Raw genomic sequence first — 11,899 nt, 5'->3', positions numbered from 1 at the left:
GTCTTGGGACTCATCGAGATCGCGTTCCGGTCCTCGTTGTCGAAGTAGCGGACGAGTCCCGCACTGGACATCAGTCCGCCGGAGTTGGAACCACTACTCATACCCGTGAGTGGCTTCCGAGGCGTTCTAAACGTTTCGTTCGCGATCGACGGGTTCGGCGGCGCCCGCCGGCTCCTCGGCTCGTGCTCGCCGGAATCCCCCGCTCGTCCCCGATTGGGAAACCCTTATGCGCGGTCCGCCGGTATGACCGCCCGGATAATGACTGTTCGACTGCTGGATTTTCACGCTGACTGGTGCGGCCCGTGTAAGACGCAGGACCCGATCCTGGAGGAGATCCAGGAGGACCTCGGCGACGCCTTCGAGCTCCAGAAGGTGAACGTCGACGAGGAGCAGGACGTCGCCAACCAGTACCAGGTGCGCTCGCTCCCGACGCTGATCGTCGAGAACGACGACGGCGTCGTGGACCGGTTCGTCGGCGTCACCCAGCGCGAGGACATCGAGGCCGCGCTCTCCGAGGCCGGCGCCTGAGGCTCGGACTCGCCGTCTGATCCGGCGGCGCGAGCGGTTTCCGACCCGCCGCCGCGTCTCGCAACCTTTTACAGCGTCGCCGCGACAGTGGACGTATGGCCAGCTTCGACGCCGCGGAACGCCGCAACCTCGACCGGCAGATCTGCATGCGCTGTAACGCCCGCAACGCCCCGGACGCGAAGCGCTGTCGCAAGTGCGGATACAAGAACCTCCGCCCGAAGGCGAAGGAACGCCGCGCGACGTAAGCGGTTCGCACTGTCGTCGACGTTCTGCGGCCTTCTTTCGTTCGTCAGTGACGGGTGGAGATCGACCCATCGAGGACGTGAAACTCATTTCCAAAGCCTCAGCCGCTCGGTTATACGTGGTTGTCACTGGATCCCCGGTGAACACCGCCAAAGCCCCAGCCGCGAGGACGGCGCACGCTCGCTGCGCGCCTCACTCGGTCACTCACTTCGTTCGCTCCCTCGTTGCGGTGCTTACGTCGCCTGCGTCGTCCTCGCGACTGCCCCCTTGAGTCCCGCCCCGCACCGCACGGCAACCGCGCCTCATGCCTCCCCAGCCTCGCGGCTCCCTTCGGTCGCCGCGTCCCTCGCGCGTGCACCTCGGCCGCGAGGCGGCCTCGGTGGCACGCGCCACCGCAGTTGTCGATTAACTAACTACCAGTGCGGCTCGCGTCCTATCCCAACACCGCGATCGCGAGGAGCATCCCCCCGGCGGCGGCGGGCGGGATGGTGAGGTTGTCGTCGACGGCGACCCCGCGGATCATCGGGGGGAGACCGTCGGCGACCGCGGCGGGGGCGGCGCCCGCCACCGCGACGGCGACGCCCACGTCGGGACCGAACGCGGGGATCGTGAAGGGGACGGCGAGCCCGAAGCAGACGAGGAACATCGCGATCCACGCCGCGGGCCGCTTCGCCTCCGTGGCCTCGTTGTCCGCGAGCGCGCCGCTGACGGGGTCGCCCACGGAGAGCATCCACATCGCGGGGATCGCGAGCGTCGGCTCTAAGAGGAGGACCGCGCCGGTCATGCTCACCTGGTACAGCGCGTAGCCGGCGAGCGCGTCCGACTCGTACTCCCGGGTGAGCTTCCGGTAGAGAGGGTGGTCGAGCCCGACGACGAGCCGGAGGAACTCCAGCGAGAGGACGACGGCGAGCGCGACCACGAGGAAGTATCGCGTCTCCGTCCACGTGAACCAGCCGAGCAGGTACGGCACCGGGTAGAGGGTCCCTCCGGCGTGGACCAGCCGCCGCTCGAACTCCACCTCGGCCCGCCACTCCGCCGCCGGAAAGGGCACGGGTTCAGTTCGTCTCGACGTCCGTCTCGACGGTCTCGTACCGGTCCAGCAGCGCGTCGAACGAGTCGCCGGCGCGGAGCGCGGCCAGCTCGCCGGCGAGGTCGTCCGCGGGCACCCGGACCTGCGCCGCCGAGTCGCGCTCGCGAACGGTGACGGTGTCGGGGCCGTCCCCCTCGATCCCGTCGCGGTCGACCGTGACGCAGAACGGCGTGCCGACCTCGTCCTGCCGCCGGTAGCGCCGCCCGATCGAGCCGGAGTCGTCGTACGCCACCGCGAGCCCCGCGGCCCGGAGGTCGGCCGCGACCCGGTCGGCGAGCCCGACGAGCCGGTCGTCGTTGGTCACCAACGGGAACACCGCGGCGTCCTGCGGCGCGATCTCGGGCTCTAGTGAGAGGTACGTCCGTGACTCACCGTCGACCTCGTCCTCGCTGTAGGCGTGCGCGAGCAGGGTCTGGACGGTGCGACCCACGCCGAAGGAGGGCTCGACGACGTGCGGCGTGATGTGCTCGCCGCTCTCCGTCACCTCCTCGACCGAGAAGTTCGCGACGTCGACGTCGACCTCGCGCGGTTCCCCGTTCACGTCGACCGTCACCGTCTCGCCGTCGAAAGCGTCCGGGTCGCGCTCGGCGAGCGTCTGCAGGGCTTCCGCCACCGCCGCGGCGTCGCCGCCGAACTCGGGCCCGAGGACGGACATGTCGGGGTCGACCGTCGCGCGCTCGACGGTCTTCGGCTCGTCGTAGCGCCTGAAGACGGTGAACGCGTCGTCGCCGTACTCGTCGTGCTTCGAGAGGTCGTAGTCGCCGCGGTACGCGAAGCCGGCGATCTCGATCCAGTCGCCGTCGACCTCGCTCTCCGCGTCCCAGCAGTCGGCCGCGTAGTGGGCGCGCTCGCCCGCGAGGTGCTGGCGGAACCGGAACCGGTCGGTGTCGACGCCGACGCGCTCGTACCACTCCTGCGCGACGCCGAGATAGTAGCCGACCCACGGGGAGCCGATGACGCCCTCGTCGACCGCCTCGCCGACGGTCGTGTTCAGGTAGTCGCCGTCTTCGGCCTCCTGTTCGGTCGCGGGGTACAGCCGGACCTCGACGTCGCGCACGCGGTCGAGCGGCGGCTCGTCTTCTTCGGGGTCGATGAACTGCTCTAACTCCGCCTGCGTGAACTCGCGGAGCCGGAGGAGCCCGCCGCGCGGCGAGATCTCGTTGCGGTAGGCGGGGCCGATCTGCGTGATCCCGAACGGGAGGTTCCCGCGGGCGTACTCCTTCAGCCGCGGGAACTCGACGAAGATCCCCTGGGCCGTCTCCGGGCGGAGGTAGCCGGGCTGGGCGTCGCCGGGGCCGATGTCGGTCGCGAACATGAGGTTGAACGCCTCGACCGGCTGGCCGGCGAGCTCGGTGCCGCAGGCCGGGCAGGCGATCCCGTTGTCGGCGATGAGCGCCGCGACCTCCTCGCCGGGGAGCGCCTCGGCGTCCTCGATATCGGTGGCGTCCTCGACGAGGTGGTCGGCGCGGTGGGACTCGCCGCACTCCGGGCACTCGACGAGCATGTCGTCGAACCCCTCCAGGTGGCCGGAGGCCTCGAAGACGGCCTCGGGCATCACCGTCGGCGCCTCGATCTCGCGGTTCCCCTCGCGGATCGTGAACCGGTCGCGCCACGCGTCCTCCAGGTTCCGCTTCAGCGCCGCGCCCTGCGGGCCGAAGGTATAGAAGCCGGCGGTCCCCCCGTACGCGCCGTTCGAGCCGAAGAAGAAGCCGCGCCGCTTCGCCAGCTCGACGAGGTCGTCCGCGGCCATCTAGAGGCCCTCCAGCAGGTCCACGTCGCGCACGATGCCGTCGAGGTCCGTGCCGCTGACGAGCGGAACCTGCTCGATGTCGTTGCTGATGAGCTCCTGGGCGACCTCCCTGGCGGTCCGGGTGCCGCTGACCGTGATCAGGTCCGCCGTCATGAAGTGGCGCGTCGCCTCCGCCGGGATCTCGACGTTCCGGGTCGGGAGGTAGCGCGCGCCGGTCGCCTTGATCCCCTCCCAGGACCACTCGGAGTCCTGCTCGGCGATGGAGTCGCCCGTGCTCGCCTCGCCCTCGACCACGCGGGCGACTTCCAGCACGTCGACCTCGGTGAGCATCCCCGCGATCGCGGCGTCGTCGTCGAGCACGACCGCGTAGGGGACGTTGGCGAGCCCGATCTCTCGCTCGGCGACCGGCAGCGGGGTCTCGGTGTGGGTCGCGTTGACCGCCTCTGTCGCGAGCCCGCCGACCTCGGCGTCGCCGTCGATCTCGCCGCGGGCGATCGCCCGCACCACGTCGGTGACGGTGAGGATGCCGACGAGCGACTCCCCGTCGACCACCGGGAGGCGGCGGGAGCTCTCGGCGACCATCGTGGCCGCGGCGTCGACGATGTCGTCGTCCGCGACGACCGTCGGGACCTCCCGCATCAGCAGCGCGAGCTGGTCCTCGTCCGGCTGCTCGATGAGGTCGTCCCGGGTGACGAGCCCGCGGTACACCTCGTCGCCGTCGACGTCCTTCACGACGGGGACCGAGGAGAAGCCGTGCTCCTGGATGTACTCCAGCACGTCGCTCCGGCTCCCCGGGATCTCGACGACGACGAGATCCGACCGCGGCGTCATGGCGTCTGATACGTTCATGCACCGTCTTTCAGCGTGGCACCTCTTGTATACTGCGAAGGTGGTCGGCGACGGCGCGGGAGGCGCTCGATGCCCGCCGGCGCCCCCTGCTCCCGGCGACGAACCGCGAACGAGATAGCGATCCGACCGGTCCGTCGCTCGACCGATCCGTCGGATCGACGCCGGACCGGCGTCCGGACCCGCCCGATCGACGGCGTTAGTCCGGATCCGCCGTCGATCCCCCCGCTCGAACCGGGAATTCGCCGACTGCGGACGGCTCCGGTTCGGAACGCTTATACCTACTGTGAACAATTGACAACCATGTCACGGAGTTCCACTCCTTGGGACGACCCGGACCCCGATCACCGTCGGACCGCGCTGCCCGCGGATCCGACGCTCGGCGCCGACGACTCGCCGGACGTGATGGCGTCGATCGACTCCTCGGCGTCGCGACCGGAGCTCGTGATCGCGGACGTCTCGCGGGAGAACGCGTGGGTCTCGGTCGACGAGACCGACGCGACCGTCCTCGAAGAGTGGTGTTGAGCCGGTAGTCGGTCGCCGCGGTCGCCTCGCCCCGACCGCGCGACGGTCAGGCGGACTCCCGGACTCCTTCTCCGATCTCCCACGCCCGGATCAGCGACGCGATCGTCCGGCACGTCGGCGCCGACGCCCCGAAGCGATCGGCGCGGTCGGCGACGGCGCCGTAGATCGCGTCGACCTCGGTCCGCCGCCCGGCGGCGACGTCCTCGTGCATCGACGAGCGGTTGGCGGCGGTGTCGTTGGCGACGCGCTCGACGGCGGCGACCGCCTCGTCCTCGCCGAGGTCCACGCCGTCGGCGCGGGCGACGCGGGCCACCTCGCGGGCCGCCTCCCGCGCCACCTCACCGCCGGGGCCGTCGAGCGTCGCGCCGTTGGCGAGGCGCGCGAGCGCCGAGGGCCCGTTGATCCCCGCGTTGACCGCGAGCTTCTCGTACCTGCGGCGGGGCATGTCCGGGGCGACCGTCGTCTCGATCCCGGCCTCGTCGAACGCGGCGCCGACGCGCTCCGCGAGCGGGTCCGGACCGCCGGCGAGCGAGCCGACGACGACCTCGCCGATCCCCGTACACGTCACCCGGCCCGGCTCGGCGAGTCGGGCGCCGTAGCTCGCGGTGCCGGCGAGCACGGTCGGGTCGAGCGCGGCGACGAGCCGCTCCTCCGTGAGCCCGTTCTGGAGCGAGCAGACCGCGTCGTACTCGCCGGTCGCGAGCGCCCGGGCCGCCGCGTCCGTGTCGTACGCCTTCGTGGTGACGAGGGCGAGGTCGGCGCTGCGGTGCGTCCCGTCCGTGAGCGCCCGCGGGCGAACGCGCGCCTCGACCGCCCCGTCGATCCGGAGCCCGTCCTCCCGGATCCGGCGCATGTGCGGGTCGCGCCCGACGAGGATGACGTCGTGGACCCGGGCCAGCAGCCCGCCGATCAGGCTCCCGAGCGCGCCGGCGCCGTAGACGAGGACGTTCATGAGCGTCACCACGAGACGCGACTGAAAAGGCGTGGCGGTGGTGACGGGCCCCCGGCGCCGAACTCGCACCGGCGCGGTCGGCGGCGCGGTCAGCCCTTCAGCCCGCTCCCGGTGAGGGGGACGACCACGTCGTCGTCGGCCGCGAGGGTCCCGCGCTCGCGCAGGTCTCGGAGCGCGGCCGGCGCGACGGCGCAGGTCGGTTCGGTGTAAAAGCCCGCCCGGTGGAGCCGGTCGAGCTCGCGCTCCGCCGCCGCCTCCGTCACCGCGAGCGCGTCGCCGTCGGTCTCGTCGACGGCGTCGAGGATCTCCGTCTTCCGCACCGGCTCCGCGATCTGGATCCCGTCGGCCGCGGCGTTGACGCGGTCCTCGGGGTCGGCCGCGTCCGGCCCGTGGAGCTCTCGGACGATCGGGGCGATACCGGCCGCCTGCGCGCCGAACAGCCGCGGGACCGAATCGGTCCAGCCGGCGCGTTCGAGCCGCCGGAACCCGCGGTACGCGCCCAGGAACAGGGTGCCGTGACCGAGGGGGGTGACGACCGCGTCCGGGGCCTCCCAGCCGCGCTGGGCGGCGATCTCGTAGGCGACCGTGGCCGTCCCCTCGAAGAAGGCCGGGTTCCAGGCGTGGCTGGCGTACCACGCGGGGCCGCCGGGGCCTCCTCCCTCTTCGCCTGCGTCGCCCTCGCCGGCCTCGCTGCCCCCGCCGCCCCCGCCGAGCGCGGCGACGCAGGCGTCGGTCACGTCTCCCCGGGTCCCCTCGATCCGGACCGGCTCCGCGCCGGCGCGGCGGATCGCGCGGAGCTTCGACTCCTTGACGTCGGCCGGGACGTACACCGCGGCATCGACCCCCGCCCGGGCCGCGTACGTCGCGATCGCCGCGCCGGCGTTGCCCGAGGAGTCCTCGACGATCCGTCCGAGGCGTCTCGGGCGCGCGACAGCGGCGGCGCGTCCGGGAGTGGGAAGGAGCCGTCCCCGAGGCGAGCGGAGGGCGACCGAGCGGCCGAGCGGTCCGAGAGCGGCGGAGCCGGAACGGTCGACGAGGCGCGCGAGTCGCTCACCGGGACGCTCGTGCGGTTCGCCCGCGAGGCCGAGGCCACGGACGACCCGCGACGCGCACGCGACCACCTGCGGGCGGCCCGCGAGGCCGCGGAAGCGCTCGCCGCGCTCGACTGATTCCGCCCCACCGTTCGTTCGACCGGTCCGACCCGCGTGTCGGCGTCCGCAATTATTCTTATTTTGGAACGACTATACAATACTATATCCGTGGAGCACGAAGGTCCGACTGTACCCATGCCTACTACCGATATCGAACCCACCGACACCGTCGACGCCCGAGGCGCGGCCTGTCCGGGGCCGCTCATGGATCTCATCAGCCGGGTCCGGGGCGCGGAGTCCGGCGACGTGATCCGGCTTTTGAGCGACAACGACCAGTCGCTGACCGACGTCTCGGAGTGGGTCGACGAGACCGACAACGAGCTGCTCGCTGTCGACGAATCGGGCGACGAGTACGAGTTCTACGTCGAGGTGGCCTGACGTGACCGATCGCATCGCTATCCTCGGCGGGGGCACCGGCGGGGCGGTGCTCGCGAACAACCTCGCGGAGCGGCTCCGTCCGGAGATCGACGCCGGAGACGTCGAGGTCACCCTGATCAACGACGACCCGGACCACGTGTACAAGCCGATCTGGCTGTACGTCCCGTTCGGCAAGCGCGAGCCGGCCGACGCCCGCCGGCCGCTGCAGTCGCTCGTCGACGACCGGATCGACCTGCGAATCGACCGGGTGACCCGGATCGACACCGACGGGAAGCGGCTCGAACTCCGTGACGGTCCCGGCTCTCTCGCGTACGACTACCTCGTCGCCGCGACGGGATCGACGCTCGCCCCGACGGAGATTCCCGGGCTCGAAGAGGGCGGTCACGACTACTACTCGGAGTCGGGGTCGCTCGCGCTGCGCGACGACCTGCTCTCGATGACCGAGGGACACCTCGTGTTGAGCGTGATCGGCACGCCACACATGTGTCCCGCCGCCCCGCTGGAGTTCGTCTTCATGGCCGACGACTGGCTCCGCGAGCGCGGGCTTCGCGAGGACGTCGACATCACCTACACCTATCCGATCCAGCGCGTCCACGGCAACCCTCACATCGCCGAGTGGGCCGAGCCGATCATGGACGAGCGGGGGATCGACGTGGAGACGTTCTTCAACGCCGACGCGATCGACCCGGAGGCGGGGACGGTCACGTCGATGGAGGGGACCGAGATCGACTACGACGTGCTCGCCGCGATCCCACCGCACCGCGGCGTCGACGTGGTCGAAGAGGCCGGTCTCGGCGAGCGCGGCTGGGTCGACGTGAACAAACACACGCTGGAGGCCGACGAGGCCGAAGACGTGTACGCGCTCGGTGACGCCGCGACCACCGGCGTGCCGAAGGCCGGCAGCGTCGCGCACTACCAGGCGGGCGTCGTGGCGCAGCGGCTCGAAAGCGAGATCCGGGGGCGGCCCGCGACGGAGACGTACGACGGCAAGACGCTGTGTTTCATCGAGACCGGGATGGATTCGGCCTCGTACGTCGAGTTCGACTACGAGAATCCGCCGTCGCCCGCGCCGCCGTCAGAGAAGCTCCACTGGTCGAAGCTGGCGTACAACGAGTCCTACTGGCTCACCGCACGGGGGTTGCTCTGAGATGTCGGACGCCACCGACGACGCCGACGACGGGCAGTCGCGCGCGGAGGACGCTGACGGCGAGAGCCGAGACGGGGGAGAACTCGACGCCGAGGAACTCGACCGCGCCGACCTCGAGTCGATCGTCGCGGAGAACCCCGAGGCGGTCGCCGCGTTCGTCGAGCGGCTCGACGCGGTGACCGAGTTCCTCGACGTCGTGGCGCTCGGCGAGAGCGCGCTTACAGACGAGATGGTCGTCGAACTCGCCGGCACGGCCTCGACGCTCGCGGAGTCCGCGGACGGGCTCGCGACGGACGAGACGGTCGCGCTCGCGGAGGCCGTCGGCGCGAACGGGGACGAGCTTCGCGACGCCTTGGAGACGCTCGTCGAACTCCAGCGAAGCGGTGCGTTAGCTGACCTCGCGGAGGTCGCACAGGTCGGGTCGCTCGCGAGCGACGCCCTCGACGACGAGATGGTCCGCTCGCTCGCGAAGACCGGCTCCGCGCTGGGCGAGGTGGCGGACACCGCGGCCGGCGACGACGTCCGCGACGGCGCAACGACGCTTCTCGAAGGCGTCGGTGCCGCAGAGCGCAGTGACCCCGACCGGGTCGGCGCGCTCGGACTCGCGCGCTCGGTCCGCGATCCGGAGGTGCAGTACGGGCTGGGCTACGTCATCGCCATCTCGAAAGCGATCGGGCGGTCGCGGGCGGCTGACGGGGACTGACGCCGTCCCGCGGCGCTCGATGTGGCCTGCGCGGTAGGCGAGCCGCGCGCTCGGCCGATCCGCGGTGCTTTTTGACCGGTGGCGTCCCCGTCTGCGTATGTCGACGCCAGACGACGGCCTCACCTTCGGCGTGCTCGGGACCGCGAAGATCGCCCGCACTGCGGTCGTGCCGGCCATCGCGGCCAGCGACCACTCGGTCGGTGCGGTCGCCTCGCGCGACCCGGACCGGGCGGAGCGGTTCGCCGCCGACCGATCGATCCCGCGGAGCTACGGCTCGTACGACGCCCTCATCGCGGACGACGCGCTCGACGCCGTGTACGTCCCGCTCCCGAACGGGCTCCACGCCGAGTGGACCAAGCGCGCGGCCGACGCGGGGCTCGACGTCCTCTGTGAGAAGCCGCTCGCGCTCGACGCGGAGGAGGCGCGGACGGTGGTCGATCACTGCGCCGACCGAGGCGTCACGCTGATGGAGGCGTTCATGTACCGCTACCACCCCCGCACCGAACGCGCCTTAGCGCTCGCCGAGCGCACGCTCGACGACGTCCGCACGGTGACGGCGACGTTCCGGTTCCCGCTGTACGACCGTCCGGACGACGTGCGGCTGGACCCGGGGCTCGCCGGCGGGTCGCTGATGGACGTCGGGTGTTACCCCGTCTCGCTCGTCAGGGCGGTGCTCGGCGAGCCGGACCGCGTGTACGGGCACGCGAACGACACTCGCGACGCCGGCGTCGACACGGAGTTCGCGGGCGTGCTGGAGTACGCCGACGGCCGGTCGGCGCGGGTCGCCTCCGGCTTCGACACCCAGCTCGTTCAGCGATATCGGATCGACGCGACGAACGGCTGGATCGAGGTCGAGCGGGCGTGCGACGCGCCGGCGGACGATCGCGTCGAGGTGACCTACGAGGTCGACGGTCGCCGCGGCGTCGAGACGTTCGACCCGGTGGACCAGTACCGCCTGCAGGTCGAGCACTTCGCCGACCGCGTCGCCGACGGCGCGAGCCCGCGCACCGGCGGCGCGGAGGCAGTCGCGAACATGCGGGTGCTCGACGCGCTGGCCGAGAGCGCGGCGGCGGCGGAGCCGGTGGACCTCTCGTAAAAAAGACGAACGCTAGACGAGGAGTCCGAACGCTAGACGAGGAGTTGGATGTCCGCGTCGACCATGTCCTGAAACGCCGAGGCGGCCCCGACGCCCGTGGTGACGCCGTCGTAGAAGTCGTCCTCGTCGTAGCCGAGGAGATCGATCGTCATCTGACACGCCTGCAGTTCCACGCCGCTCGCGAGCGAGGTCTCTATCAGCTCCTCGATCGAGGCGACGTCGTTGTCCGCGATCTTGTTCCGCATCATTCGGGTGGTCATCCGGTCCATCCCGGGGAGCGCGCCGATGACGTTCGGCACCGGCATGTTGGGGTTGCCGACGGAGCTGAGCTTGAGGTCTTTCGAGTTCTCCTCGTGGAGGATCTCGAGTCCCCAGAAGGTGTGGAAGACGGTGACGTCGTAGCCGAAGGCGGCGGCCGTACTCGCGAGGATGAGCGGCGGGTACGCCATATCGAGCGTACCCTTCGTGGCGATGATCACCATCTTCTGTGCGCCGTCGTCGTCGACCTCGGCGCGCAGGTCGGACACCTCGGACTCGAGGTCGTCGATGCGCGTGCGTAGGTCGGCGACCGTCTCGGGCGCTGGCTCGGAGCCGGGGTCCGTCGCGTCGTCGCCGTCTGCGGACGCGGATGTGTCCGTGCTCATCTCACTCGGTCTTGCGGAGGTAGTGTTTGTACACGTCCTCGCCCCCCTCGGTGGCTTCCTCCTGTTCGACCAGCTCCGCTCCGTCGGTCGAGTCGGCCCAGCCGGCGATGTCGCTCATACTTCCCGAGTCGGTCGCGACTACTTCGAGCACCTCTCCGGGAGCGAGGTCGTCGAAGGCACCGCGGGTCTTGATCACCGGCATCGGGCAGTTCTGTCCCTTCACGTCCAGCGTCTGGGCTGCAGTTTCCGTACTCATGGTTAGTTCCCCATGTTGGGGTTACCCCACAATACTGTTCAGATCAGTATAAGTGTGTCGATTCTTGTGCTCGGCGTGAACGACTGACTCTCCTGAACGAGGAGACAACAGATTGTGGCGTCATCGCTCGCGCGCGAACTGTGACGATTTGTTAGCTCGTATCCTCGCTCGTCGAGATCGGCCGACTCTCTCGGACGCTGTTGGGCGGCCCACTAATATTGTGTATATAGTGAATTACTATACAAACTCTTAAGTTGCTGCTTCCGTTATGGTGGGGTGTACATGGACCCAGACGAGATGGACTTCCCGACGCCGGACGCAGACGTTGACTCGATCGCCCCCGAGACGCTGAAGGCCCGCATCGACGACGGGGAATCGGTGACGCTGCTCGACGCGCGGATGTCGAGCGACTACGAGGAGTGGCGGATCGACGGTGAGAACGTGGACTCGATCAACGTGCCGTACTTCCACTTCCTCGACGAGGAGATCGACAACGACATTCTCGATCAGGTCCCGAACGACGAGCACGTCACCGTGCTCTGTGCGAAAGGCGGCGCGAGCGAGTACGTCGCCGGCGCGCTCGCGCCGCC

At 70.3% G+C, this 11,899-nt stretch carries 15 protein-coding genes and 1 pseudogene; 8 read left to right on the top strand and 8 right to left on the bottom strand.

The window, feature by feature from the left end; genetic code table 11:
• The coding region (locus SD626R_RS00940) for a preprotein translocase subunit Sec61beta (protein ID WP_141651410.1) at positions 1-101 on the bottom strand (101 nt) is incomplete at its 3' end.
• Between the two features lie 157 nt (positions 102-258).
• Between SD626R_RS00940 and SD626R_RS00935 the strand changes: the two genes are divergently transcribed.
• Positions 259-528 (top strand): thioredoxin family protein, encoded by a 270-nt coding sequence (locus SD626R_RS00935; protein WP_050033154.1) that lies wholly within the window; start codon positions 259-261, stop codon positions 526-528.
• A 95-nt stretch (positions 529-623) separates the two neighbouring features.
• The gene (locus SD626R_RS00930; RefSeq protein WP_092562207.1) at positions 624-773 is read left to right on the top strand and encodes a 50S ribosomal protein L40e; all 150 of its coding nucleotides are present in this window, start codon (positions 624-626) and stop codon (positions 771-773) included.
• A 431-nt stretch (positions 774-1,204) separates the two neighbouring features.
• Here the strand turns inward: SD626R_RS00930 and SD626R_RS00925 are convergent, their stop codons facing one another.
• Genes SD626R_RS00925 through SD626R_RS00915 form a run of 3 tightly spaced genes read right to left on the bottom strand, consistent with a single transcriptional unit; the run spans position 1,205 to position 4,460 of the window.
• Positions 1,205-1,822, bottom strand: coding sequence for a dolichol kinase (locus tag SD626R_RS00925; RefSeq protein ID WP_092562205.1), 618 nt, complete (start codon positions 1,820-1,822; stop codon positions 1,205-1,207).
• 4 nt (positions 1,823-1,826) lie between these two features.
• Entirely contained in the window at positions 1,827-3,611 is a 1,785-nt protein-coding gene (gene glyS / locus SD626R_RS00920) for a glycine--tRNA ligase (protein ID WP_092562202.1), read from the bottom strand.
• Entirely contained in the window at positions 3,612-4,460 is an 849-nt protein-coding gene (locus tag SD626R_RS00915) for a CBS domain-containing protein (protein WP_092562199.1), read from the bottom strand.
• Between the two features lie 300 nt (positions 4,461-4,760).
• Here SD626R_RS00915 and SD626R_RS00910 point away from each other — a divergent pair, with 300 nt between their 5' ends.
• Positions 4,761-4,982, top strand: coding sequence for a DUF7556 family protein (locus tag SD626R_RS00910; RefSeq protein WP_092562196.1), 222 nt, complete (start codon positions 4,761-4,763; stop codon positions 4,980-4,982).
• A gap of 46 nt (positions 4,983-5,028) precedes the next feature.
• Here the strand turns inward: SD626R_RS00910 and SD626R_RS00905 are convergent, their stop codons facing one another.
• Both SD626R_RS00905 and SD626R_RS00900 read right to left on the bottom strand, forming a co-directional pair.
• The gene (locus tag SD626R_RS00905; protein WP_092562193.1) at positions 5,029-5,934 is read right to left on the bottom strand and encodes a ketopantoate reductase family protein; all 906 of its coding nucleotides are present in this window, start codon (positions 5,932-5,934) and stop codon (positions 5,029-5,031) included.
• Between the two features lie 89 nt (positions 5,935-6,023).
• Positions 6,024-6,860: pseudogene (locus SD626R_RS00900) on the bottom strand (pyridoxal-phosphate dependent enzyme); the annotation flags it as partial.
• Positions 6,861-7,220: 360 nt separating this feature from the next.
• On the opposite strand from SD626R_RS00900, the gene SD626R_RS00895 reads away from it, so the two are divergent.
• The 4 genes from SD626R_RS00895 (at position 7,221) to SD626R_RS00880 (ending at position 10,409) form a co-directional block, all read left to right on the top strand.
• Positions 7,221-7,463: a sulfurtransferase TusA family protein gene (locus tag SD626R_RS00895; RefSeq protein WP_092562190.1), complete on the top strand. Its 243-nt coding sequence runs from the start codon at positions 7,221-7,223 to the stop codon at positions 7,461-7,463.
• Between the two features lies 1 nt (position 7,464).
• Positions 7,465-8,610 (top strand): NAD(P)/FAD-dependent oxidoreductase, encoded by a 1,146-nt coding sequence (locus SD626R_RS00890; protein ID WP_092562187.1) that lies wholly within the window; start codon positions 7,465-7,467, stop codon positions 8,608-8,610.
• A 1-nt stretch (position 8,611) separates the two neighbouring features.
• The gene (locus SD626R_RS00885; protein WP_092562185.1) at positions 8,612-9,313 is read left to right on the top strand and encodes a helical membrane plugin domain-containing protein; all 702 of its coding nucleotides are present in this window, start codon (positions 8,612-8,614) and stop codon (positions 9,311-9,313) included.
• Positions 9,314-9,410: 97 nt separating this feature from the next.
• Complete coding sequence (locus SD626R_RS00880) at positions 9,411-10,409, top strand: Gfo/Idh/MocA family protein (protein ID WP_092562182.1); 999 nt, start codon at positions 9,411-9,413, stop codon at positions 10,407-10,409.
• 32 nt (positions 10,410-10,441) lie between these two features.
• Here the strand turns inward: SD626R_RS00880 and SD626R_RS00875 are convergent, their stop codons facing one another.
• Entirely contained in the window at positions 10,442-11,053 is a 612-nt protein-coding gene (locus tag SD626R_RS00875; RefSeq protein ID WP_092562179.1) for a DsrE/DsrF/DrsH-like family protein, read from the bottom strand.
• Between the two features lies 1 nt (position 11,054).
• A complete protein-coding gene (locus SD626R_RS00870; protein ID WP_049983138.1) occupies positions 11,055-11,309 on the bottom strand; it encodes a sulfurtransferase TusA family protein in 255 nt (84 codons plus the stop codon).
• Positions 11,310-11,591: 282 nt separating this feature from the next.
• Here SD626R_RS00870 and SD626R_RS00865 point away from each other — a divergent pair.
• Positions 11,592-11,899: rhodanese-like domain-containing protein (locus tag SD626R_RS00865; RefSeq protein WP_255310023.1), on the top strand; the 308-nt coding region annotated here is incomplete at its 3' end.

The organism is Halorubrum sp. SD626R, assembly GCF_001261915.1.
Lineage (GTDB): Archaea > Halobacteriota > Halobacteria > Halobacteriales > Haloferacaceae > Halorubrum.
The sequence above is the reverse complement of the archived record's forward strand: the minus strand, read 5'-3'. Positions and strand labels throughout refer to the sequence as shown.

Bases quoted from the DNA above. Each gene is read 5' to 3' on its own strand.
- SD626R_RS00895 (WP_092562190.1), top strand. From the start codon at position 7,221: ATGCCTACTACCGATATCGAACCCACCGACACCGTCGACGCCCGAGGC.
- SD626R_RS00870 (WP_049983138.1), bottom strand. From the start codon at position 11,309: ATGAGTACGGAAACTGCAGCCCAGACGCTGGACGTGAAGGGACAGAAC.
- SD626R_RS00915 (WP_092562199.1), bottom strand. From the start codon at position 4,460: ATGAACGTATCAGACGCCATGACGCCGCGGTCGGATCTCGTCGTCGTC.
- SD626R_RS00910 (WP_092562196.1), top strand. From the start codon at position 4,761: ATGTCACGGAGTTCCACTCCTTGGGACGACCCGGACCCCGATCACCGT.
- SD626R_RS00935 (WP_050033154.1), top strand. From the start codon at position 259: ATGACTGTTCGACTGCTGGATTTTCACGCTGACTGGTGCGGCCCGTGT.
- SD626R_RS00880 (WP_092562182.1), top strand. From the start codon at position 9,411: ATGTCGACGCCAGACGACGGCCTCACCTTCGGCGTGCTCGGGACCGCG.
- SD626R_RS00875 (WP_092562179.1), bottom strand. From the start codon at position 11,053: ATGAGCACGGACACATCCGCGTCCGCAGACGGCGACGACGCGACGGAC.
- glyS (WP_092562202.1), bottom strand. From the start codon at position 3,611: ATGGCCGCGGACGACCTCGTCGAGCTGGCGAAGCGGCGCGGCTTCTTC.
- SD626R_RS00905 (WP_092562193.1), bottom strand. From the start codon at position 5,934: ATGAACGTCCTCGTCTACGGCGCCGGCGCGCTCGGGAGCCTGATCGGC.
- SD626R_RS00930 (WP_092562207.1), top strand. From the start codon at position 624: ATGGCCAGCTTCGACGCCGCGGAACGCCGCAACCTCGACCGGCAGATC.
- SD626R_RS00885 (WP_092562185.1), top strand. From the start codon at position 8,612: ATGTCGGACGCCACCGACGACGCCGACGACGGGCAGTCGCGCGCGGAG.